Source organism: Pseudomonas sp. CH61 (genome assembly GCF_059429415.1).
The window spans coordinates 4,571,737-4,595,053 of record NZ_CM182098.1 but is presented as its reverse complement, the minus strand read 5'-3'; the positions used below and the strand labels follow the sequence as shown (position 1 = coordinate 4,595,053).

Genomic DNA, 23,317 nt, shown 5'->3' with positions numbered 1-23,317 from the left:
GAGTGTCTCTGATCGCTTCTGACCACTTCCGCATCGTTGTCGGCCTCGGCAAGAGCGGCATGTCCCTGGTTCGCTTCCTGGCGAACCGGGGCACGTCGTTTGCCGTGGCGGACACGCGGGAAAATCCACCGGAACTGGCCACGCTCAAACGTGACTATCCGCACGTGGAAGTGCGTTGTGGCGAGCTGGACGTCGAATTCCTCTGCCGTGCCGACGAGCTCTACGTGAGCCCCGGCCTGGCGCTGGCGACCCCGGCCCTGCAAGCCGCTGCGGCCCGTGGCGTGAAACTGTCCGGCGACATCGAACTGTTCGCGCGTAACGCGCGGGCGCCGATCGTGGCCATCAGCGGTTCCAACGCGAAAAGCACCGTGACCACTCTGGTCGGCGAGATGGCGGCTGCGGCCGGCAAGCGCGTCGCCGTCGGCGGCAACCTCGGCACGCCGGCGCTGGACCTGCTCAGCGACGATGTCGAGCTGTACGTGATGGAGTTGTCGAGCTTTCAGCTGGAAACCACCGACCAGCTCAACGCTGAAGTGGCCACCGTGCTGAACATCAGCGAAGACCACATGGATCGCTACAGCGGTCTGCCGGCGTATCACCTGGCCAAGCACCGGATTTTCCGTGGCGCGAAGCAGTTCGTGGTCAACCGTCAGGATGCGCTGACCCGTCCGTTGATGGGCGAGGGCCAGCCGTGCTGGACCTTTGGCCTGACCAAACCGGATTTCAAGGCATTCGGTATCCGCGAAGAAGACGGCGAGAAATACCTGGCCTTCGAATTCCAGAACCTGATGCCCGTGCGTGAGCTGAAGATTCGCGGCGCCCATAACCAGTCCAACGCCCTCGCGGCATTGGCGCTGGGTCATGCCGTGGGCTTGCCGTTCGACGCCATGCTCGCGGCGTTGCGCACCTTTGCTGGCCTCGAACATCGCTGCCAGTGGGTACGTGATCTCGACGGCGTGGCGTACTACAACGATTCCAAAGCCACCAACGTTGGCGCCGCACTGGCAGCCATCGAAGGCTTGGGCGCGGATATCGACGGCAAGGTCATCCTGATCGCCGGTGGCGATGGCAAGGGTGCCGAATTCAACGATCTGCGTGATCCGGTGGCGGCCAACTGCCGCGCCGTGATCCTGATGGGCCGCGACTCCGACAAGATCGGCGCGGCCATCGGTGATGCCGTGCCATTGATTCGCGCGACCTCGCTGGTTGACGCCGTCGCACAATGCCGCGCCGCCGCCCAGCCGGGTGATGTGGTGCTGCTGTCGCCGGCCTGCGCCAGTTTCGACATGTTCAAGAATTACGAAGACCGTGGTCACCAGTTCGTCCGCGCTGTGGAGGACCTGGCATGAGCCTGTTCAATATCATCAAGCCGTATCCGTCGCCGATCATCACCGGGCGCGGCATCGACCTCGACTTCCCGATGCTCGCCGGTTGCCTGGCGCTGCTCGGTCTCGGTTTGATCATGATCGCCTCGGCTTCCACCGAAGTCGCGGCGGCGCAGTCGGGCAGTCCGCTGTATTACATGATTCGCCACCTTATTTATGTGGTGCTCGGTTTGGGCGCGTGCATCGTCACCATGATGATTCCGATCGCCACCTGGCAACGTCTCGGCTGGCTGATGCTGATCGGTGCGTTCGGCTTGCTGGTGATGGTGATCATCCCCGGCATCGGGCGCGAAGTGAACGGTTCGATGCGCTGGATCGGTTTCAGTTTCTTCAACGTGCAGCCGTCGGAAATCGCCAAAGTGTTCGTGGTGATCTACCTCGCCGGTTATCTGGTGCGCCGTCAGAAAGAAGTGCGCGAGAGCTGGATGGGCTTCTTCAAGCCGTTCATCGTGCTGCTGCCAATGGCCGGTCTGTTGCTGATGGAGCCGGACTTCGGTGCCACCGTGGTGATGATGGGCGCTGCGGCGGCGATGCTATTCCTTGGCGGGGTCGGGCTGTTCCGCTTCTCGCTGATGGTGGTGTTGGCGGTCGGGGCCGTGGTCTTGCTGATTCAAATGCAGCCGTATCGTATGGCGCGTCTGACCAACTTCGCCGACCCGTGGGCCGACCAGTTCGGCGCCGGTTATCAGTTATCGCAAGCCTTGATCGCTTTCGGTCGCGGCGAATGGCTGGGCGTCGGTCTGGGCAACAGCGTGCAGAAGCAGTTCTACCTGCCGGAAGCGCACACCGACTTCGTGTTCTCGGTATTGGCTGAAGAACTCGGCGCGGTCGGTTCGCTGTGCACCGTCGCACTGTTCGTGTTCGTGTGTATTCGCGGCATGTACATCGGCCTGTGGGCGGAGAAAGCCAAACAGTTCTTCGCCGCTTATGTTGCGTACGGTTTGTCGTTCCTGTGGATTGGTCAGTTCCTGATCAACATCGGCGTGAACGTCGGCCTGCTGCCAACCAAGGGTCTGACCTTGCCGTTCCTCAGTTATGGCGGCAGCTCGCTGGTGATCTGCTGTGCCTGTCTCGGCTTATTGCTGAGGATCGAGTGGGAGAGTCGAACCCACCTGGGCAGTGAAGAAATGGAATTCCATGAAAGCGACTTCGCTGAGGAGCCGAATCATGGGCGCTAACGTATTGATCATGGCCGGCGGTACCGGCGGCCACGTGTTCCCGGCGCTGGCTTGTGCCCGCGAGTTTCAGGCGCGCGGCTACACCGTGCACTGGCTCGGCACGCCACGCGGGATCGAGAACGAACTGGTGCCGGCCGCAGGGCTGGAACTGCACCGCATCAACGCTACGGGCCTGCGCGGCAAGGGCAAGCTGTCGCTGCTCAAGGCGCCGTTCATGCTGCTGAAATCGGTGTGGCAGGCGCGGGCGATCATTCGTCGCTTGAAGCCGGTTTGTGTGGTCGGCTTCGGTGGTTATGTGACTGGTCCTGGTGGCCTCGCTGCAAAAATGGCCGGCGTGCCGGTGATCGTTCACGAGCAGAACGCTGTGGCCGGCACCGCCAATCGGTTGCTGGTGCCGTTCGCCGCCCGAGTGTGTGAAGCGTTCCCCGACACCTTTACTCTGTCGGACACCCGCCGTACCACCGGAAATCCGGTGCGCAGCGAGCTGTTCCTCGACACATCGCGACCAGCCCTGGCCGGTCGCAAAGCGCGTTTGCTGATCCTCGGCGGAAGCCTTGGCGCAGAACCGTTGAACAAGTTGCTGCCTGAAGCCCTGGCCCAAGTCGCTGCCGATTTGCGCCCGGAAGTGTTTCATCAGGCCGGCAAAAACCACGATGAAGTGACTGCAGAGCGCTACCGCGCCGCCGGCGTCGATGCGCAGGTGCAGCCGTTCATCAAAGACATGGCCCAGGCCTATGGCTGGGCTGACCTGGTGGTGTGCCGCGCAGGCGCGTTGACCATCAGTGAGCTGGCTGCCGCCGGTCTGCCCTCGATGCTGGTGCCTTTGCCCCACGCGATCGACGATCACCAGACCCGCAACGCCGATTATTTGGCCCGTGAAGGCGCTGCCTTCCTGATGCCGCAAAGAACGACTGGTGCCGCGGACCTTGCCGCGCGCCTGACAGAGGTCTTGATGCAACCGCAACGACTCGAAGATATGGCCCAAGCGGCCCGCCGTCTGGCGAAACCCGATGCCACCCGTAGTGTGGTCGATACCTGTCTGGAGGTGGCCCATGGTTGAGAATCAGAAAGCCATGCCACAACCGGAAATGCGCCGCATCCGTCGCATCCACTTCGTCGGCATCGGCGGCGTGGGCATGTGCGGCATTGCCGAAGTGTTGTTGAACCTGGGCTATGAAGTCTCCGGTTCCGACCTGAAAGCCTCGCCGGTGACCGAGCGCCTGGAATCGTTCGGCGCGCACATCTTCATCGGCCACCGTGCCGAGAACGCCGCGACCGCCGATGTGCTGGTGGTGTCGAGCGCTGTGAACACCTCTAACCCGGAAGTCGCGACTGCGCTTGAGCGTCGTATCCCTGTGGTACCGCGCGCAGAAATGCTCGCTGAACTGATGCGTTATCGCCACGGCATCGCCGTTGCCGGCACTCACGGCAAAACCACCACCACCAGCCTGATCGCTTCGGTGTTCGCCGCCGGTGGTCTGGATCCGACGTTCGTGATTGGTGGTCGTCTGAATGCCGCGGGCACCAATGCCCAGCTCGGCACCAGTCGTTACCTGATCGCCGAAGCCGATGAAAGCGATGCGAGCTTCCTGCACCTGCAACCGCTGGTGGCCGTGGTCACCAACATCGACGCCGACCACATGGCAACCTACGACGGTGACTTCAACAAACTGAAGAAAACCTTCGTCGAGTTCCTGCACAACCTGCCGTTCTACGGTTTGGCGGTGATGTGCCTGGACGATCCGGTAGTTCGTGAAATCCTCCCACTGGTGAAACGTCCGACCGTGACCTACGGCTTCAGCGAAGACGCTGACGTGCGCGCGATCAATATTCGCCAGCAAGGCATGCAAACGTTCTTCACCGTGCTGCGCCCGGATCGTGAGCCGCTGGACGTGTCGGTGAACATGCCCGGCAACCACAACGTGCTGAACTCGCTGGCAACCATTTGCATCGCCACCGACGAAGGCGTCAGCGATGAAGCCATCGTCCAGGGCCTGTCGGGTTTCCAGGGCGTTGGTCGACGCTTCCAGGTCTACGGCGAACTGCCGGTGGACGGCGGCAACGTGATGCTGGTCGATGACTACGGTCACCACCCGACCGAAGTCGCCGCGGTTATCAAAGCCGTGCGCGGTGGCTGGCCGGAGCGCCGTCTGGTGATGGTGTACCAGCCGCACCGTTACAGCCGCACCCGCGACCTGTACGACGATTTCGTCAATGTGCTGGCTGACGCCAACGTGCTGCTGTTGATGGAAGTCTATCCGGCCGGCGAAGAGCCGATCCCCGGTGCCGACAGCCGCAAGCTTTGCAACAGCATCCGCCAGCGCGGTCAGCTCGACCCGATCTACATCGAGCGTGGCGTCGATCTGGCGCCGCTGGTCAAGCCGCTGTTGCGTGCCGGCGACATCCTGTTGTGCCAGGGCGCCGGTGATATCGGCGGTCTCGCGCCGAAGCTGTTGAAAAGTGAATTGTTCGCTGGCGCCGTGGCGGCGTCGGTCGAGGGGAAGTTGAAATGACTGCTGCCTACGCCAAGCTGTTTTCCACTATCGCGCCGAAAGACTTCGGCCGTGTCGCCGTGCTCTTCGGTGGCCTGAGTGCCGAGCGTGAGGTGTCGCTGAAATCCGGTAACGCCGTGCTCGACGCGCTGCAAAGCGCTGGCGTGGACGCGTTCGGCATCGACGTTGGCGACGACATTCTGCAACGTCTGCTCAGCGAAAAGATCGACCGCGCCTTCATCATTCTTCACGGCCGTGGCGGTGAAGACGGCTCCATGCAGGGCCTGCTCGAAGTGGCGGGCATTCCGTACACCGGCAGTGGCATTCTGGCCTCGGCATTGGCGATGGACAAACTGCGTACCAAGCAGGTCTGGCACAGCCTCGGGATTCCGACGCCGCGTCACGCCGTGCTGTGCAGCGAAGCCGATTGTATTTCCGCGGCGACGGAACTGGGCTTCCCTTTGATCGTCAAACCGGCGCATGAAGGTTCAAGTATCGGGATGGCCAAAGTGAGTTCTGCGTCCGAGTTGATCGACGCATGGAAAGCGGCCAGTACCTACGATTCGCAAGTCTTGGTTGAGCAATGGATTCAAGGTCCGGAGTTCACCATCGCCACCCTGCGTGACCAGGTGTTGCCTCCTATCGCCCTGGGTACACCGCACACGTTCTACGATTACGACGCCAAGTACATCGCCAACGATACCCAGTACCGCATTCCGTGCGGGCTGGATGCCGCCAAGGAACAGGAACTCATGGATCTCACGGCCAAGGCCTGTGAGGCGCTGGGTATTGCCGGTTGGGGCAGGGCGGACGTGATGCAGGACGCCGACGGGCAGTTCTGGTTTCTGGAAGTGAATACCGCTCCGGGCATGACCGATCACAGTCTGGTACCGATGGCCGCGCGTGCGGCCGGTCTGGATTTCCAGCAACTGGTTCTGGCCATTCTGGCCGCCAGTGTTGAAGACGCTCGAGGTTAAGACGATGCAAGGCGCTCAGCTCCGACATCAGCCTCCCGCACCCGGCCGCAAGCCGGTGCCACGGGGTGCCAGCCGAATGGTGGCGAAAGAGCCGATGTCCGCGCGCCTGCCGAAAGCCAATTTCAGCTTTCTGAAAAGTCTGTTCTGGCCGGTGCTTTTGGTGGTGCTGGGCTTCGGTACTTACGAAGGCGCGACGCGTTTGTTGCCGTACGCCGACCGGCCGATCACCAAGATCGCCGTGCAGGGCGACCTGAGCTACATCAGCCAGCAAGCGGTGCAGCAGCGGATCGCCCCGTACGTGGCGTCGAGCTTCTTCACCATCGACCTGGCCGGCATGCGCACCGAGCTTGAGCAGATGCCGTGGATCGCCCACGCCGAAGTCCGTCGCGTGTGGCCGGACCAGGTGGTGATCCGCCTCGAAGAACAACTGCCGGTCGCACGGTGGGGCGACGAGTCGTTACTGAACAACCAGGGCCAGGCGTTTACGCCCAAGGAACTGGCGAACTACGAACACCTGCCACAGCTGTTCGGTCCACAACGGGCCCAGCAGCAAGTGATGCAGCAGTATCAGGTGCTGAGCCAGATGCTGCGGCCGTTGGGCTTCTCGATTGCGCGCCTGGAATTGCGTGAACGCGGGAGTTGGTTCCTGACCACCGGTGCCGGCAGTTCCGGCCCCGGCATCGAGTTGCTGCTGGGACGCGGCAACCTGGTGGAAAAGATGCGCCGCTTTATCGCCATCTATGACAAGACACTTAAAGACCAGATTACGAACATTGCGCGCATCGATCTGCGCTACGCCAACGGCCTTGCTGTTGGCTGGCGGGAACCAGTAGCGCCGACGACAGCCCAACCCGCTGTCGCAAAGAATTAAGAAGAGGCAGGACCCATGGCAAACGTGCAAAGCGGCAAAATGATCGTCGGTCTCGATATCGGCACCTCCAAAGTGGTGGCGCTGGTCGGCGAGGTTTCCGACGACGGCTCGCTGGAAATCGTCGGGATCGGTACCCATCCGTCCCGTGGCCTGAAGAAGGGCGTGGTGGTCAACATCGAGTCCACCGTGCAATCGATCCAGCGCGCGATCGAAGAAGCCCAACTGATGGCGGGCTGCCGCATTCACTCGGCGTTCGTCGGCGTGGCGGGCAATCACATCCGCAGCCTGAACTCCCACGGCATCGTCGCGATCCGTGATCGCGAAGTCAGCTCGGCCGACCTTGAGCGCGTCCTCGACGCCGCTCAGGCTGTGGCGATCCCGGCTGACCAGCGTGTGCTGCACACCCTGCCGCAGGATTACGTGATCGATAACCAGGAAGGCGTTCGCGAGCCACTGGGCATGTCCGGCGTACGTCTGGAAGCCAAGGTTCACGTGGTCACCTGCGCCGTCAACGCTGCACAGAACATTGAAAAATGCGTGCGTCGCTGCGGCCTGGAAATCGACGACATCATTCTCGAGCAACTGGCCTCGGCCTACTCGGTCCTGACCGACGACGAGAAAGAACTGGGCGTGTGCCTGGTCGACATCGGCGGCGGCACCACCGACATCGCGATCTTCACCGAAGGCGCGATCCGCCACACCGCAGTGATCCCGATTGCCGGTGATCAGGTGACCAACGACATCGCCATGGCGTTGCGCACCCCGACCCAGTACGCCGAAGAGATCAAGATTCGCTACGCCTGCGCCCTGGCCAAACTGGCCGGTGCCGGTGAAACCATCAAGGTGCCAAGCGTTGGCGACCGTCCACCGCGCGAACTGTCGCGTCAGGCCCTGGCCGAAGTGGTTGAGCCGCGTTACGACGAACTGTTCACGCTGATTCAGGCCGAGCTGCGTCGCAGCGGCTACGAAGACCTGATCCCGGCCGGCATCGTCCTGACCGGCGGTACGTCGAAGATGGAAGGCGCCACTGAACTGGCCGAGGAAATCTTCCATATGCCGGTACGCCTCGGCGTGCCGCATGGCGTGAAAGGCCTGGATGACGTGGTGCGCAACCCGATTTATTCCACTGGCGTTGGCTTGTTGATGTATGGCCTGCAAAAGCAGTCCGACGGGGTTTCGTTCTCCGGCATCGGCAGCCGCGACAGCTACAGCAACGAAGAGCCACAGGCGCCGTTGCTGGACCGATTGAAGAAGTGGGTTCAAGGCAACTTCTAAAGCTTTACCGCAACACCGCAACAAAAAAAGCAGTAGGCGAAAAAACTAGAGAATGTAAGGAGAGGGAAAATGTTCGAACTCGTAGACAACATCCCCGCAAGCCCGGTAATCAAAGTTATCGGTGTTGGCGGTGGCGGCGGCAACGCTGTCAATCACATGGTCAAGAGCAACATCGAAGGCGTTGAATTCATCTGCGCCAACACTGATGCTCAAGCGCTGAAAAACATCGGCGCACGTACCATTCTGCAACTGGGCACCGGCGTGACCAAAGGTCTGGGCGCTGGCGCCAACCCTGAAGTAGGTCGTCAGGCCGCTCTCGAAGACCGTGAGCGCATTGCCGAAGTCCTGCAGGGCACCAACATGGTGTTCATCACCACTGGCATGGGCGGCGGTACCGGTACCGGTGCTGCGCCGATCATCGCCGAAGTGGCCAAGGAAATGGGCATTCTGACCGTTGCTGTCGTAACGCGTCCGTTCCCGTTCGAAGGCCGCAAGCGTATGCAGATCGCCGATGAAGGCATCCGCATGCTCTCCGAAAGCGTTGACTCGTTGATCACCATTCCCAACGAGAAGCTGCTGACTATCCTCGGTAAAGACGCCAGCCTGCTGTCGGCTTTCGCCAAGGCTGACGATGTACTGGCCGGTGCCGTTCGCGGTATCTCCGACATCATCAAGCGTCCGGGCATGATCAACGTCGACTTCGCCGACGTGCGTACCGTGATGAGCGAAATGGGCATGGCGATGATGGGCACTGGCTGCGCCAGCGGTCCGAACCGTGCACGTGAAGCCACTGAAGCGGCGATCCGCAACCCGTTGCTGGAAGACGTGAACCTGCAAGGCGCACGCGGCATCCTGGTGAACATCACCGCCGGTCCTGACCTGTCTCTGGGTGAGTACTCCGACGTGGGTAGCATCATCGAAGCCTTCGCTTCCGAGCACGCGATGGTCAAGGTCGGTACCGTTATCGATCCGGACATGCGCGACGAGCTGCACGTAACTGTAGTTGCCACCGGTCTGGGCGCGAAAATCGAGAAGCCTGTAAAGGTCATCGACAACACCGTTCACACCTCCATGGCATCCGCCCAGGTACAACAACCGGCTCCGGCCCGTCAGGAAGCGCCAGCGGTTAACTACCGTGATCTGGACCGTCCGACCGTCATGCGCAACCAGGCTCAGGCCGGTGCTGCGGCTGCCGCGAAGATGAATCCGCAAGATGATCTGGATTACCTGGACATCCCGGCTTTCCTGCGTCGTCAGGCCGATTGATGGAATGTATCAGGGCTATGAAGGTGATTGGTGTTCAGCAAAGGCATGGTCTGCTATCATCGCCAGCCTTTGTTGATACCAGTTCGCAATTTGCGCTCAAGCGGCCCATGCCATGATTAAACAACGCACACTGAAAAATATTATCCGTGCCACAGGTGTCGGCCTGCACTCCGGTGAGAAGGTCTATCTGACCCTCAAGCCTGCGCCTGTCGACACTGGCATTGTGTTTTGTCGCGCTGACCTCGATCCTGTGGTGCAGATTCCTGCCCGCGCGGAATACGTTGGTCAGACCACTATGTCGACGACGCTGATTAAAGGCGACGTCAAAGTGCACACGGTAGAGCACTTGCTCTCGGCCATGGCTGGCCTGGGCATCGATAACGCCTACGTCGAGCTCTCCGCGTCCGAAGTCCCGATCATGGATGGCAGCGCTGGACCTTTCGTATTCCTGATTCAATCGGCAGGCCTGGAAGAACAGGACGCCGCCAAGAAATTCATCCGCATCCTGCGTGAAGTGACAGTGGAAGACGGCGACAAGCGCGCCACTTTCGTCCCTTTCGAAGGGTTCAAGGTGAGCTTCGAGATCGATTTCGATCACCCGGTATTCCGGGACCGCACCCAAAGTGCAAGCGTGGATTTTTCCAGCACTTCGTTCGTAAAAGAAGTCAGCCGCGCCCGTACCTTTGGTTTCATGAGTGATATCGAGTACCTGCGCAAGCACAACCTCGCACTCGGCGGCAGCGTGGAAAACGCAATCGTGGTCGATGCCGATGGCGTGTTGAACGAAGACGGCCTTCGCTATGAAGACGAATTCGTGAAGCACAAGATCCTCGATGCCATTGGCGACCTGTACCTGCTGGGTAACAGCCTGATTGGTGAGTTCAAGGGCTTCAAGTCCGGCCACGCACTGAACAACCAGCTGCTGCGCAAGTTGATTGAGCAGACAGATGCTTGGGAAGTGGTGACGTTCGAAGACGCCAGTACTGCACCGATCTCTTACATGCGCCCGGTTGCGGCGGTGTAAGTAAAAAACCTCTCTAGTTTTTTGAAGGCCATCCTCGGATGGCCTTTTTTTATGCCTGCAGTTTTTGTGTTGCCTGGGCCGGCCCCATCGCGAGCAGGCTCACTCCTACATTTGAAATGCATTCCCCTGTAGGAGTGAGCCTGCTCGCGATAGGGCCGGTGAAGCCACTACATCTATCAGGAAGCCACCACCACCCGATTACGCCCACCTTCCTTGGCCTGATACAACGCCTTGTCCGCCGCAAACAACAACTGCTCCAGCGTCATCTCACTCGCCGCCGTCCACGTCGCGATGCCAATGCTCACCGTCATCGGCCGCTCGGCCCCATCGACCAACGGCAACTGCTCCACCGCCTGACGAATATGCTCGGCAATCTGTTGCGCGCCATGACCGTCGGTCTCGGCGAGAATCACCGAAAACTCCTCGCCACCATAGCGCGCGACCAGATCCGCCGGTCGCCGCACACTTTCAGTAATGACCCTGGCCAGCGTCTTCAGCGCCTGATCCCCGCCCTGATGGCCATGCCGATCATTGAACGCCTTGAAGTGGTCGGCATCGATCATCATCACCGACATCGGCTTGCCCGAGCGTTGGGCGCGGAACCACTCATGACGCAACGCCTGATCGAGCATCCGCCGATTGGCCACACCGGTCAGCGCGTCGGTGGCGGCCAGTTGCGCCAGCTCGCGCTCGGCCCGCTGGCGCAAGCGCAACTCGCGGGCCAACAGCCAGGTCAGCCACAGCAAACCCACGCACAACACCCCCGTGGCGCCGCTGATCAACAGGGCGGTACGACGCCACGTGCCGAACACCTCGTCGCTGGACAGCGCGACCATCACGATCAACGGCAGATTGCCGACCCGCGAATAGGTATACAGGCGCTGTTGATGGTCGATGCTGGAAACGCTGTTGAAACTGCCATTGCCACTCTTGTCGCGCAGAATCCGTATGACGTTGGGCCGGTTGCCGAAGCTTTTGCCGATGGAATCACTTTGCAGATAAGGCTTCTGCGCCAGCAGCACGCCGTCGTTATCGATGATGTTCAGCGTACTGTCTTTGCCGATGTCGAGGCTGTTGAACAGCTGGTCGAAGTAGTCGAGCTTCATCGACGCCACGGCCACGCCGGCGAACTCACCTTTTTCCGAGGAAATCCGTCGGCTGAAGCTGATTCGCCACTGGTTGGCTTCGTCGCAGTCACAACGGGTCTTGAACGGGCGGCTGATGAACATGCCGACATCGCGGTTGAGCGCGTGGGCGAGGAAGTAGTCGCGGTCGGCAAAGTTGCCCGGTTTCGGCTCGATTCGCGAAGAGTCGGCGACCACATCGCCGTGTTTGTCGAGCAACAGAATGTCGCCCTTGAAGCGCGCGGTGGTGGAGCGGTCGAACAGCGCCAGATGACGGATCTGCGGTGAGACAGTTTGCAGATCATCGCGTTGGGCGGCAGCGATCAGGCCTTGCAGGGACAAGTCGTACAACTCGACGGTGCGCAGCACATCGGCGTCGATCAGTTGCGCAATGGTGGTGGCGCTGCGGGTCGCCGACTCCTGAGCGTTGGCGTGCTCGCGGATCAGCAGGAATGTGACGATGCACAGAATCGCGATCACGGTCAGCGAACTGCCGCAGATCAGCAGCAACTCGGGGCGTCCGGTCTTGCCCGAAACGGGTGGGGTACGGCTCGCGATCATGATTGGGCTGTCGGTTGGGGGAGTCTTATAAGCGTAGTAGGCCAAACACCACAGCCGAAGCCAGAAACCATTCCTAATGTGGGAGCGAGCAGGCTCGCTCCCACAGGGTGCATCACTGAATTCAAGACGGTGTTATGGGCGCCGATCTTAGAAGACGTTGATCGGGTAGTCGATGATTACGCGGTATTCATCTGTGTCCGAATCAATCACGCCGTAACCGTTGCCGCCACGGTTGGTCGCCCATTGCAGGTGCACCGCCAGATCCTTGGCCTGACCGCTCTGCACCACGTACTGCAAGTCGAGATCGCGTTCCCAGTGTTTGGCGTTGCGGCCATCGGCGCTGTACCAATTGGAATAGCCTTTGCTGTCAGGGTCGACCTTGGTCAGATCCACCGTGCCGCGCGAGTAGGACACAGACGAGGTCAGTCCCGGTACGCCGACACCGGCGAAGTCATAGGCGTACTTGAGCTTCCACGAGCGTTCGTTCGGGCCGTTGAAGTCGGAATACTGCTGTGAGTTATCCAGATAAACGCTGTCGCCCTGACTGATGTAGTCGAACGGCGTGTTGCCGTTGACCCGCTGATACGCGGCAGTAACGCTGTGATTACCGACGCCAACGGTGAAATGCAGGCTGTAGGTGTTGTTGTCGATGTTGCCCAGCAGCGCATCACCGGTGTCTTGCGTGTGATAGAAGTGCAGGCCCGGGTTGAGGCTGACCAGATCGTTCAACTGCCACGTGTAGTCGAGGTCGTAGTAGTACTGGTTCCAGATGTCCTTCAACTCCGAGGCGTAGAGGCTGCTGGTCAGGCCTTCGACACCGCTCCAGGCCACGCCGGCCCAGTTCAGGTGCTGACTCTCGTCGCCCTCGGCCAATGTCCCGTAGGAAGTGCCGATGCGTGTGTGGCCACTCTGGTTGTAAGGCTTGGTGAAACTGGCCTGGCCGCCTTCGATCAACCAGCCGTCGAAGCTGTGGTTGGTCAGGCTCACACCACGGAAGGTCTGCGGCAGCATGCGCGTGTCACCGCCGGCAATCACCGGGTTGGTGAGGAACAGATCACCGGCCTTCAACTCGGTATCGAACGCGCGCATTTTCAGCGTGCCACCTGCGGTGGAAAACGCCCCCGGCGCTTTGCCGCCGTTCTCTCTGACCGGCAGGATGCTCGAATCGTCGGTGCCGCCACCGCCATCCAGTTTCAACCCGAGCATGGCGTGGGCATCAATGCCGAAACCGACCGTGCCTTCGGTGTAACCCGACTGGAAAACCCCGAGAAAGCCCTGGCCCCACTCGATGTTGTCGTCCGCTTTCTGCAAGCGGTTGCGATTCATGTAGTAGTTGCGGGCGTTGAGGTTGAGGCTCGAACCCTCGACAAAACCTTGTTTGGCAGGCTCGTCGGCTTGAGCGGCAGGGGCAATCGTTGCGGCAATTGCAATGAACAGCGGGGTGAAGCGGACTGGGTAACGCACGTGCAATGGAGCTCCTTGGGTCAACTGGCGCCTCTATATTTTGAGGCGCTCGATGTTTCTTGTTGTTACAGACGAACCAAACGGCTTTCAGACCACAACGAAAAAAGGCCGCTGAAAGGCAGCGGCCTGGAATGACGACGGTTGAACGGGAAGAGCCAAACAACCGCGTCGAGGGAAACGTTGGCGCGGTGCGCGACTCAGCTGTCTTTCTCGCTTGCTTGAGCCTGGGAAGTGGCAGCCTGTGGGGCTTGCGAGGCGTCCTGAGCCTTGGCCATCACTTCGGCCTTATGCTGATCGAAGGCCTGAGCGCGAGCGACATTGTGCGCCACGAACGACTGCGATTCTTCAGCCATCGCCATCGGCGACAGGATCAATGAGGACAAAACGAACGCGCTGGCAATACCCATACTGTTGGACATCTTGAAAACCTTCTCGCTTGGCGAGTGCTGTTTGGTGCGGGCAAAGATAAGGTCGCCGGGCGTTGGGAAACAGCGTGATTTTCATAAATGACTGTTGCGCGGGAGGTAAAAGTCGAAGATCGCGGTGCAGCCAAGAGCAACCCCCTCACCCCAGCCCTCTCCCCCAAGGGGGCGAGGGGGAAAGGGAGCCGATCGGGGGCTTCAGATCGTTCCCACGCTCTGCGTGGGAATGCCTCATCGGACGCTCCGCGTTCGGCTTTGGAAGGGACGCAGAGCGTCCCGGGCTGCATTCCCACGCGGAGCGTGGGAACGATCAGTGGAGGAGGGTCAAACCGGCAAATAAATCCCGAATGTATTCATCCCCCGATCACTGCGCACAAACACATCTCCACCATGCATCAGCGCAATCGCCTTGACGATCGCCAGCCCCAGCCCATGGTTATTGCCACTGTTGCTACGCGACGCATCCACCCGATAAAAGCGCTCGAACAACCGTGGCAAATGCTCACTGGCAATCGGCGATCCCGGATTGGCCACACCAATACTCACCTGATGCGCTTCAACCTCAATCCGCACCTCGATCACCTGACCCGCGCCGGTGTGCTGCACCGCATTGCTCAACAAATTGATCAGCGCCCGGCGCAAATGCGCGACCTCGATCTGCACCAGCGCATCACCGCTGACCTGCACTTCAACCTGTGCGTCTTCAAGAATGAAATCCAGATATTCCAGCGTCGTTGCCACCTCATCGGCCAGGGAAGTCGAGGTCAGTTTGGTCGCCTTGTTGCCCTGATCGGCACTGGCCAGAAACAGCATGTCGTTGATGATCGAGCGCAGCCGTTCCAGCTCTTCCAGATTGGATTGCAGCACTTCGAAGTAGTGTTCTGCAGAGCGTCCACGGGTCAGCGCCACTTGCGTCTGGCCAATCAGATTGGTCAGCGGCGAACGCAGTTCATGGGCGACGTCGGCGTTGAACGATTCCAGCCGCGAATAGGCGACTTCAACCCGTTCCAGCGTCGAGTTGAACGAGTCGACAAACTGCTCAAGCTCCGGTGGCAGCGGCGACAAACGCAAGCGCCCGGCCCGCAGCGGCGGCGCCAGACGCTGGGCTTCATGGGACAGTTTGATCAACGGTTTGAGACCAATCCGCGCCACCCAATAACCCAGCGCCGAGGCCATCAGCACACCGACAATCGCCAGGCCGATCAGCGCGATCAACAGGTTGTGCTGAGTCTCATGAAACGTCTCGGTATCGATGCCGATCATGAAGCGCAGCGGCGGGCGCTGATCTTTGGCCGGCAACTCGGTCAGCAGTACTTTCAGCGGATAAGGATGGTCGGGCAACTGCAGGTCGTGCATGCCCAACGGGCCTTGGGCAAAGGCGCGAATCGCTGCATCCGGCTGACCGTATTCATAACCCGGATCGCCGCTCACCACCCAGAAATGAATGCGTTTGTCTTCCTCGCCGAGCAGCTTCAACTTGGCGTTGATCTTCACCCAATGCTCGGGTGTACCAAAGCGATTGAGTGCCGATTCGAGCACGCTGTAACGCGCATCCAGCTCGGCTTCCGGGAGCAATCCCAGGCCTTTGTCGACCTGCTGATACAACGCGCCGCCGATCAATAGAAACACCAGCAGCGCCACCAGCGTGAACATTCCACTGAGGCGCAGGGCAATCGAATTACTGGACACCACGGCTCTCCAGCACATAACCCATGCCGCGAATGGTGTGCAGCAACTTCTCGTCGAACGGCCCGTCGAGCTTGGCGCGCAGGCGTTTGATTGCGACCTCGACGACGTTGGCATCGCTGTCGAAATTGATGTCCCAGACCATCTCGGCAATTGCGGTTTTCGAGAGGATTTCACCCTGGCGGCGGGCCAACACGCTCAACAGCGAGAACTCTTTGGCGGTCAGATCCAGACGAGTGCCGGCGCGAGTGGCCTTGCGGCTGATCAGGTCTATCCACAGGTCGGCGATGCTCACCTGCACGGGTTCATGCCCGCCGCTGCGCCGGGTCAGCGCTTGCAAACGTGCGACCAGTTCAAGGAAGGAAAACGGTTTGCCGAGGTAATCGTCGGCGCCGTCGCGCAGGCCTTTGATGCGGTCTTCGACGCGCTCGCGGGCGGTGAGCATGATCACCGGGGTTTGCTTGCGCGCACGCAATGCGCGCAGCACGCCGAAGCCATCGAGGCCCGGCAACATGACGTCGAGGACGATCACCGCGTAGTCGCTTTCCAGCGCCAGATGCAGACCCTCGACGCCGTCGCGGGCCAGATCCACGGTGTAACCCTGTTCCGTCAGACCGCGGTGCAGATAGTCCGCGGTTTTTTCCTCGTCTTCGATAATCAGAACGCGCATGACCCGCCTCAGTCTGTAGTTGCTAGCGCTGGTAAAGGCGCGGGCTTAGGCCGATGGAACAGCCGCTCGAGCCACAAGTATATGACCGGAGTGGTGAACAACGTCAGCATCTGGCTGACCAGCAAACCGCCGACCACCGCGATCCCCAACGGTTGGCGCAGTTCGGCGCCGGTGCCGTAACCGAGCATCAGCGGCAGCGCGCCGAGCAGGGCGGCGAGGGTGGTCATGATGATCGGCCGAAAGCGCGTGATGCACGCCTCGAAAATCGCATCCTGTGGCGACAGGCCTCGGTGGCGCTGCGCTTCGAGGGCGAAGTCGATCATCAGGATGCCGTTCTTCTTGACGATACCGATCAGCAACACCAGCCCGATCAAGGCCATGATCGAAAAGTCCTGGCCGCAGATCCACAGCATGATCACCGCACCCAAACCTGCCGCCGGCAGCGTCGAGATGATCGTCAGCGGGTGCACGAAGCTTTCATAAAGCACACCGAGAATGATGTACACCGCCACCAGCGCCGCGAGAATCAGCCACGGCTGACTGGCCAGCGAACTCTGGAAGGCCTGCGCCGCGCCTTGGAAATTGCCGCTGATCGCCGTCGGCATGCCGATTTCGGCCTTGGCCTCATTGAGCAGAATCACCGCATCACCCAACGCCACACCGGGCGCGAGGTTGAACGACAGGTTGGCGGCGGGGAACATGCCGTCATGCGCGATCGACAGTGGGCCAATGGTTGGCGCATCGAATTTTGCCAGCGCTGACAGCGGCACCATCTCGCCACTCAGCGGTGAGCGCAGGTAGAAATAGTTGAGGCTTTCGGCCTTGCCGCGTTGTTTGGTGTCCAGCTCCAGAATCACGTTGTACTGGTTGACCTGAGTCTGGAATTCATTGATCTGGCGCTGGCCGAACGCATCGTACAGCGCCTCGTCGACATCGCTGGCGGTCAGGCCGAAACGTGCGGCGGCGCTGCGATCGATGCTGATGTGGGTAATGCTGCCGCCCAATTGCAGGTCGTTGGAAATGTCGCGGAACGCCGGGTTGCTGCGCAGTTTTTCCGTTAGGCGTTGCGTCCATGTGGCGAGGGTCGCGCCGTCGTTACTCTTGAGCACGTATTGGTACTGCGCGCGGCTCGGGCCGGAGCTGAGGTTGATATCCTGACCAGCGCGCAGATAGAGAACGATGCCGGGGACTTTCATCAGTTGCGGACGGATGCGGTCGATGAACTGGCTGGCGCTGACATCGCGGTCGCCGCGTTTTTTCAGGGCGATCCAGAAGCGGCCGTTGGCGATGGTCTGGTTGCTGCCGGAGACACCTACCGAATGGGAAAACGCCTGCACGGCCGGATCAGCGGCGACGATTTCGGCCATCGCCAGGTGTTTTTTCACCATGTCGCCGTAGGAAATATCCGCCGCAGCTTCGGTGGTGCCGAGGACGAAACCGGTGTCCTGCACCGGGAAGAAACCTTTCGGGATAAAGATGTAACCGCCGATGGCCAGCGCCAGCGACAGACCGAACACGCCGATCATCAATTTCTGATGGTCGAGGGCGCGGCGCAGACCTCGTTCGTACCAGCCGAGCAGGCGTTCGCTGAAACCCGGTTTGGCGTGGGCGTGGTGCACCGGTTTACGCATGAACAGCGCCGCCAGCGTCGGCGCCAGGGTCAGCGACACCACCACGGAAATCATGATGGTCGAGGTCGCGGTCAGGGCAAATTCCTTGAACAGGCGCCCGACCACACCGCCCATGAACAGCAGCGGAATGAACGCCGCCACCAGCGAGAAACTGATCGATACCACGGTGAAGCCAATCTCGCCTGCGCCCTTGATTGCGGCATCGCGCATGTCATCGCCGGCCTCCAGATGGCGGTGGATGTTCTCCACCACCACGATGGCATCGTCGACGACGAAACCAACCGCGACGACGATCGCCACCAGCGTCAGGTTGTTCAGGCTGAATCCGAGGATGTACATCAAAGCGAAACTGGCGATCAACGACACACCGAGTACCGCCGAAACAATCAGGGTTGCCGACAACTGGCGCAGGAACAGCGCCATCACCGCGACCACCAGCAGGATCGCGATCAACAGGGTGATCTCGACCTCATGCAGGGATGCACGAATGGTCTGGGTGCGGTCGATCAGGGTTTTCACCTGCACCGAGGCCGGCAGCATCGCTTCGAGGCCGGGCAGGGCGGCTTGAATACGGTCGACGGTTTCAACGATGTTGGCGCCGGGTTGGCGCGAGATCACCAGGTTCACACCGGGTTGATCGCCGGCCCAGGCTTGCACGTAGGCATCTTCCGAACCGTTGACGACTTTGGCGACATCGCGCAGGTGAACCGGCGCGCCATCCTTGTAGGAAACGATGAGTTGGCTGTAGTCCTCGGGGTGGAACAACTGGTCGTTGGTCGACAGCGTCGAGATGCTCGATTCGCCGTACAGCGCACCTTTGGCGAGGTTGAGGCTGGTCTGCTGGATCGCCAGACGAATGTCGGCAAGGGTCAGGCCGATCGCCGCGAGTTTGTCTGCCGAGGCTTGCACGCGAATCGCCGGACGTTGCTGACCGGTGATGTTGATTTGGCCTACGCCGTCGATCTGACTGATCTGACGCGAGAGCAGGGTTTCCACCAGGTCGCTGAGTTCGGTGCCGGGCATTTGCGTCGAGCTGACGCTGAGGATCAGCACCGGGCTGTCGGCCGGGTTGACCTTCTTCCACGTGGGCAGGGTCGGCATGTCCTTGGGCAGTTTGCCGGCGGCGGTGTTGATCGCCGCTTGGACTTCCTGCGCGGCGGTGTCGATGCTTTTATCGAGGGTGAATTGCAGGGTCAAAAGGCTGGAGCCCAAGGCACTGCTGGAGGTCATCTGGGTCATGCCGGGGATGGCGCTGAATTGCACCTCCAGCGGCGTGGCCACGGACGAGGCCATGGTGTCGGGGCTGGCGCCGGGCAACTGCGCGGACACCTGAATCGTCGGAAATTCCGCTTCCGGCAGTGGGGCAATCGGTAAACGCGGGAAGGCAATCAAACCGACCAGCACCAGCGCGATGGTCAGCAGAATGGTTGCGACCGGGTGATCGATGCACCACGTCGAGACGCCTTTGTGCGCCTTCATGGTTTCGGCTCCGCTTGCACCACCTGCGCCGGCTCGCTCATGACTTGCACCGTTGAACCCGGTTTAAGCCGCGACTGGCCATCGGTGACCAGCACGTCACCGGCCTTCACGCCTTTGATGATGTCCTGACCGCTGCCTTGATAAACCATCTGCACTTGCACGGCTTCGACCTTGTCGCCGTTGACCCGGTAAACGAAGTGTTGGTCGAGGCCACGTTGTACAACGGTGGGCGGGACGACCAGCGCATCTTTGTCGAGGGCTGTCTGGATTTTTACCGTGACCAGCAGGCCGGGCCAGAGCTTCTGGCTGGCGTTGTCGAATTCGGCTTTGGCGCGGATGGTGCCGGTGTTGGCGTTGATCTGGTTGTCGATCAGGGTCAGGTGACCTTCGCCGAGCAGGTTGCCGGTTTCGCCATCGGTGTCGGCGCCGATGTAGGCCTTGACCGGTGCGCGCTGCGGATCGTTGATCAGGCCTTGCAGGGTCGGCAGCATTTGCTGCGGCAGGGAGAATTCGACGGCGATCGGGTCGATCTGGGTGACGGTGAACAGGCCGGCGGTGTCGGTCATGCGCAGGAAGTTGCCTTCGTCGACTGTGCGAATACCGACGCGGCCGGTGACCGGGGAGCGGATTTGCGTGTAGGAAAGTTGTACTTGCGCGGCGTCGATCGAGGCTTGGTTGCCTTGGGCGGTGGCCTTCAACTGGTTGACCAGGGCTTGTTGCTGGTCGTAGGTCTGTTTCGAGATGCCGTCGTCGACGGTGAGCAGTTTGTAGCGTTTGAGGTTGACCAGGGCGACTTGCAGTTGCGCCTGGCTTTCGCCCAGTTGGGCGCGGGCCTGGTCGAGGCTGGCGCGGATGGAGCGGTCGTCAATGGTGGCCAGCAGGTCGCCTGCTTTGACGAGTTGGCCTTCTTTGACGAGGATTTTGGTGAGGATGCCGTCGATCTGGGGGCGCACGACCACGCTGTGTAATGAGAGGACGGAGCCGATGCCGCTGGTGTAGCGGGGGACGTCTTTTTCGCTGACCGCTATGACTCGCACGGGGATTGCGGTGGGGGTGGCGAGTTTGGTCGGGGCGGGTTTCAGGGCGTACCACAGACCTGCGCCTGCGAGGACGATCAATAGGGTGGCGAGCAGGGCTTTGTTCTTTTGGATTCGCATGCGGGGTGGGCGCCGGAGGTTTGGAGTTTGGGCAGGTTGGGTAGTTATAAACTTGTTTGGGGGTCAGGAGGGTGACGGCTAGCTGTCGGCGCTGTCAGTTTCGTTGTGTACATATCCGTTGTTGCGGGTGTTGCTGATTACGGTTCCGCCCTTACGGCGGGTCACTTTTTCCAGACGCCGAAAAAGTAACCAAAAAGGCTTGCTCCTACGTGCGGCCCGCTCGCTGGGGCTCGGGGTTCCTTCGCTGCGTGATCGATCCGGGCGCAGCGCCTACGGTTTGCTTCGCTGCACCTCCTCTCGCTGTGTTTGGCTGCGCCAAACGGTCGCTGCGCTCCCACGCCCGGATCAATCCCTCCACTCAGCCTTCCGACGTCGCCCGTGGGTCAAGATCAAGAGCAGGCGAGCTGACACTCGGCCTATTGAGTGGTGAAGAGCGGGGCGTGGTCGGCTTTGGATTTGTGGTGGATTTGCCCCTCACCCCAGCCCTCTCCCGAGGGAGAGGGAGCCGATTTTCGGGCGTTTCAAAACCTGAGTTCAACGCGGTATTTCACGTCGGTGTACCTCTCCCAAACACCTCGGTCAGTCCCCTCTCCCTCTGGGAGAGGGCTAGGGTGAGGGTTGGCTTTTGGCTGTTTAAATTTGTGTCAAATAACCAGAACCTTCCCACAAGGTTTTCAGGTTGTCCGTCGGACGTGCGCTCTCTAGTCTTGGGTTGTCGCCGAAAACTCGGTGATCGGGTGTGAGAACCCTGAAAAATTAGGGAATCAGTCCATCAGTCCGCATAATTGCCGGCGGCTTGTCCGCTGCTTGCAAATGCTTCATGGCGGCTGTGTGCGGGCAGACTTCGGTCTGGCCGGTTTCCTATTTTTCCGGTTTCTCACCCCGCACATAGCTGCCACCCACTTCGCCGCGTGAGAAACGGCAAGGGATGGCTCCCATTTGCAAAATAGGGTTTCCAATGACTAAGCCAGTTCCAGATCCACCCATCGATCCCACCACCCCACTCGAAGACGCCCTCCGCGCCGACGACCAGCTCAAAACCCGCGAAGCCATCAAGCGCGCCCTCGACTTCTACCTCTGCCCCGAACCGGTCAAACCGCGTCAGCCCAGTACGATGTTCCTCATCCACCCGAACATCGACACCGAAAGCCTGCTCGCCCACGCCTGCGAATCGCTGGCTTCAGCCAATGTCATGGCCGGTGATCTGGCTGATCAGCTCAGTCGCCCGCAGCGCAGTACGGCGCTGGCGATCCAGCAGATCGTCATGCTTGCCGAGCTTGCGGTGAACCGGGCGCTGGATCGGGTTGATCCACAAACGTAATCCGTCCGAACAGCGCGTTATCGTTCTTCGCGAGCAGGCTCGCTCCTACAAGGGGACCGCAATCCAAATGTAGGTGTGAGCCTGTTTGCGATGGCGATTGTTCTGTGGCCGCTGTCTATGGAAATATTCGCAAGGTTGATAAGTCCCAAAAAGGGACCTATCGTTCCCTTTTTGGGACTCTTTGGCCTTCACAGTGGAAACTATCTCTCTAAGCGAAGCGCTGTTTACCACCACTCAACAAAAAGTGTTGGCTCTGCTGTTCGGTAAGCCTGACCAGACTTTCTATGCCAATGAGATCGCGCGCTGGGCGTGTGTTGGCAAAGGCAGTCTCATGCGTGAACTCGACCGTCTGCAGCGAGCCGGTGTGTTGCGCATGACAAGGGTGGGCAATCAGAACCATTACCAGGCCAATCCCAGCTGTCCCATCTATGCCGAACTACTGGGCATCGCCCGCAAGACGTTTGGCATCGCCGAGCCTCTGCGTCAGGCATTGCAGCCATTTACCGAGCAGATCACCTGGGCGTTTGTCTATGGCTCCATCGCCAAGGACACAGCAAACACACTCAGTGACATTGATCTCATGCTGATTGGCGAAGGCCTGCACTACAGTGACGTCATGGAACGGCTCATGCCCATGGAGGAGCAATTGGGTCGTCCCATCAACCCGACGCTTTACACCCCGCAAGACTGGGCGGCGAAACTGGCTGCTCAAAACAGCTTTGTCGTGCGGGTGGTGCAGCAGGAAAAAATCGATCTGTTAGGGGCAAACCCTTTGGAGTCCAAGGATGGGCAGCAACGAGAGTCTGGAGAATCTTCTACGTAGCGGTGGGCTGAAAGCGGAGCCGCCGGATCGCAAGGAGTGTGAGGGCTTGATGCGCTCGGCCGTGGACCGGCTCAAGGATGCGCAAACTTCTACGTTGTCTTTTTCCAGCCGTTTCGACTTGGCTTATAACGCAGCGCACGCATTGGCGCTGACGGCGCTTCGATTGAGTGGCTATCGATCAGATAAACGCTATCTGGTCTTTCAGTGCCTGGTGCATACGGCGCATATCAGCAAGGTTCAGGTGCGATTGTTCGCGCTGTGTCATGAGCGGCGCAATCTCGCGGAATACGAAGGGTATATGGATGAGGATGACGCGCTTCTGGCGCAGTTGTTGGAAAGCACCTCGCAATTGTTGAGTAACGTTCAGCAACGAATGAACTGACATCCTGCACGGCTTGCGATCCTGACTAGTCTCTTAAAGATCCGCCTCTATGAGCGGATACAGCTTGTATGGCTCAGGCCGCGCACGGCGCATATCTCTCTGGGCCGCTCACCCCGGGAGTGTCTTGAA

19 protein-coding genes are annotated in these 23,317 nt (G+C 60.3%); 12 read left to right on the top strand and 7 right to left on the bottom strand.

The window, feature by feature from the left end; genetic code table 11:
• The first annotated feature begins 2 nt into the window (after positions 1 to 2).
• From murD to lpxC, 9 genes are all read left to right on the top strand, one after another.
• Entirely contained in the window at positions 3 to 1,349 is a 1,347-nt protein-coding gene (murD, locus tag AC5SEM_RS20500; RefSeq protein ID WP_495471160.1) for a UDP-N-acetylmuramoyl-L-alanine--D-glutamate ligase, read from the top strand.
• Positions 1,346 to 2,563 carry a putative lipid II flippase FtsW gene (gene ftsW, locus AC5SEM_RS20495; RefSeq protein ID WP_016987575.1) on the top strand — a complete coding sequence of 406 codons (1,218 nt, stop codon included), beginning with the start codon at positions 1,346 to 1,348 and terminating at the stop codon, positions 2,561 to 2,563. Before murD ends, ftsW begins: the two co-directional genes overlap by 4 nt.
• A complete protein-coding gene (murG, locus tag AC5SEM_RS20490; protein WP_495471159.1) occupies positions 2,553 to 3,623 on the top strand; it encodes an undecaprenyldiphospho-muramoylpentapeptide beta-N-acetylglucosaminyltransferase in 1,071 nt (356 codons plus the stop codon). Before ftsW ends, murG begins: the two co-directional genes overlap by 11 nt.
• Entirely contained in the window at positions 3,616 to 5,076 is a 1,461-nt protein-coding gene (gene murC / locus AC5SEM_RS20485; protein ID WP_077574475.1) for a UDP-N-acetylmuramate--L-alanine ligase, read from the top strand. The genes murG and murC overlap by 8 nt, the downstream gene beginning before the upstream one ends.
• Positions 5,073 to 6,032 carry a D-alanine--D-alanine ligase gene (locus AC5SEM_RS20480; protein WP_034156471.1) on the top strand — a complete coding sequence of 320 codons (960 nt, stop codon included), beginning with the start codon at positions 5,073 to 5,075 and terminating at the stop codon, positions 6,030 to 6,032. Before murC ends, AC5SEM_RS20480 begins: the two co-directional genes overlap by 4 nt.
• A gap of 4 nt (positions 6,033 to 6,036) precedes the next feature.
• Positions 6,037 to 6,903 (top strand): cell division protein FtsQ/DivIB, encoded by an 867-nt coding sequence (locus AC5SEM_RS20475; RefSeq protein ID WP_007916989.1) that lies wholly within the window; start codon positions 6,037 to 6,039, stop codon positions 6,901 to 6,903.
• Positions 6,904 to 6,918: 15 nt separating this feature from the next.
• On the top strand, positions 6,919 to 8,178 hold the full coding sequence (gene ftsA, locus AC5SEM_RS20470) for a cell division protein FtsA (RefSeq protein WP_007916987.1): 1,260 nt from the start codon (positions 6,919 to 6,921) through the stop codon (positions 8,176 to 8,178).
• Positions 8,179 to 8,247: 69 nt separating this feature from the next.
• Entirely contained in the window at positions 8,248 to 9,444 is a 1,197-nt protein-coding gene (gene ftsZ, locus AC5SEM_RS20465; RefSeq protein ID WP_016986475.1) for a cell division protein FtsZ, read from the top strand.
• 112 nt (positions 9,445 to 9,556) lie between these two features.
• Positions 9,557 to 10,468: a UDP-3-O-acyl-N-acetylglucosamine deacetylase gene (lpxC, locus tag AC5SEM_RS20460; RefSeq protein ID WP_116031548.1), complete on the top strand. Its 912-nt coding sequence runs from the start codon at positions 9,557 to 9,559 to the stop codon at positions 10,466 to 10,468.
• 176 nt (positions 10,469 to 10,644) lie between these two features.
• Here the strand turns inward: lpxC and AC5SEM_RS20455 are convergent, their stop codons facing one another.
• The 7 genes from AC5SEM_RS20455 to AC5SEM_RS20425 all read right to left on the bottom strand — a co-directional run bounded on the left by AC5SEM_RS20455 (position 10,645) and on the right by AC5SEM_RS20425 (position 20,662).
• Positions 10,645 to 12,153, bottom strand: coding sequence for a sensor domain-containing diguanylate cyclase (locus tag AC5SEM_RS20455; RefSeq protein ID WP_495471158.1), 1,509 nt, complete (start codon positions 12,151 to 12,153; stop codon positions 10,645 to 10,647).
• Positions 12,154 to 12,300: 147 nt separating this feature from the next.
• Positions 12,301 to 13,617, bottom strand: coding sequence for an OprD family porin (locus AC5SEM_RS20450; RefSeq protein WP_495471157.1), 1,317 nt, complete (start codon positions 13,615 to 13,617; stop codon positions 12,301 to 12,303).
• 197 nt (positions 13,618 to 13,814) lie between these two features.
• Complete coding sequence (locus AC5SEM_RS20445; protein ID WP_495471156.1) at positions 13,815 to 14,036, bottom strand: hypothetical protein; 222 nt, start codon at positions 14,034 to 14,036, stop codon at positions 13,815 to 13,817.
• A 327-nt stretch (positions 14,037 to 14,363) separates the two neighbouring features.
• On the bottom strand, positions 14,364 to 15,728 hold the full coding sequence (locus AC5SEM_RS20440; protein ID WP_495471155.1) for a heavy metal sensor histidine kinase: 1,365 nt from the start codon (positions 15,726 to 15,728) through the stop codon (positions 14,364 to 14,366).
• Positions 15,718 to 16,395, bottom strand: a complete 678-nt coding sequence (locus tag AC5SEM_RS20435) for a heavy metal response regulator transcription factor (protein WP_007916978.1) — start codon at positions 16,393 to 16,395, stop codon at positions 15,718 to 15,720. The genes AC5SEM_RS20440 and AC5SEM_RS20435 overlap by 11 nt, the downstream gene beginning before the upstream one ends.
• A gap of 8 nt (positions 16,396 to 16,403) precedes the next feature.
• The gene (locus AC5SEM_RS20430; RefSeq protein WP_495471154.1) at positions 16,404 to 19,505 is read right to left on the bottom strand and encodes a multidrug efflux RND transporter permease subunit; all 3,102 of its coding nucleotides are present in this window, start codon (positions 19,503 to 19,505) and stop codon (positions 16,404 to 16,406) included.
• Positions 19,502 to 20,662, bottom strand: coding sequence for an efflux RND transporter periplasmic adaptor subunit (locus tag AC5SEM_RS20425; protein ID WP_007916974.1), 1,161 nt, complete (start codon positions 20,660 to 20,662; stop codon positions 19,502 to 19,504). The genes AC5SEM_RS20430 and AC5SEM_RS20425 overlap by 4 nt, the downstream gene beginning before the upstream one ends.
• Positions 20,663 to 21,620: 958 nt before the next feature.
• Between AC5SEM_RS20425 and AC5SEM_RS20420 the strand changes: the two genes are divergently transcribed.
• The 3 genes from AC5SEM_RS20420 (at position 21,621) to AC5SEM_RS20410 (ending at position 23,188) form a co-directional block, all read left to right on the top strand.
• Positions 21,621 to 21,983, top strand: coding sequence for a DUF6124 family protein (locus AC5SEM_RS20420; protein ID WP_495471153.1), 363 nt, complete (start codon positions 21,621 to 21,623; stop codon positions 21,981 to 21,983).
• Positions 21,984 to 22,176: 193 nt separating this feature from the next.
• Positions 22,177 to 22,806, top strand: a complete 630-nt coding sequence (locus tag AC5SEM_RS20415; RefSeq protein ID WP_495471152.1) for a nucleotidyltransferase domain-containing protein — start codon at positions 22,177 to 22,179, stop codon at positions 22,804 to 22,806.
• Entirely contained in the window at positions 22,769 to 23,188 is a 420-nt protein-coding gene (locus tag AC5SEM_RS20410) for a hypothetical protein (RefSeq protein WP_007916967.1), read from the top strand. Before AC5SEM_RS20415 ends, AC5SEM_RS20410 begins: the two co-directional genes overlap by 38 nt.
• Positions 23,189 to 23,317 lie beyond the last annotated feature (129 nt).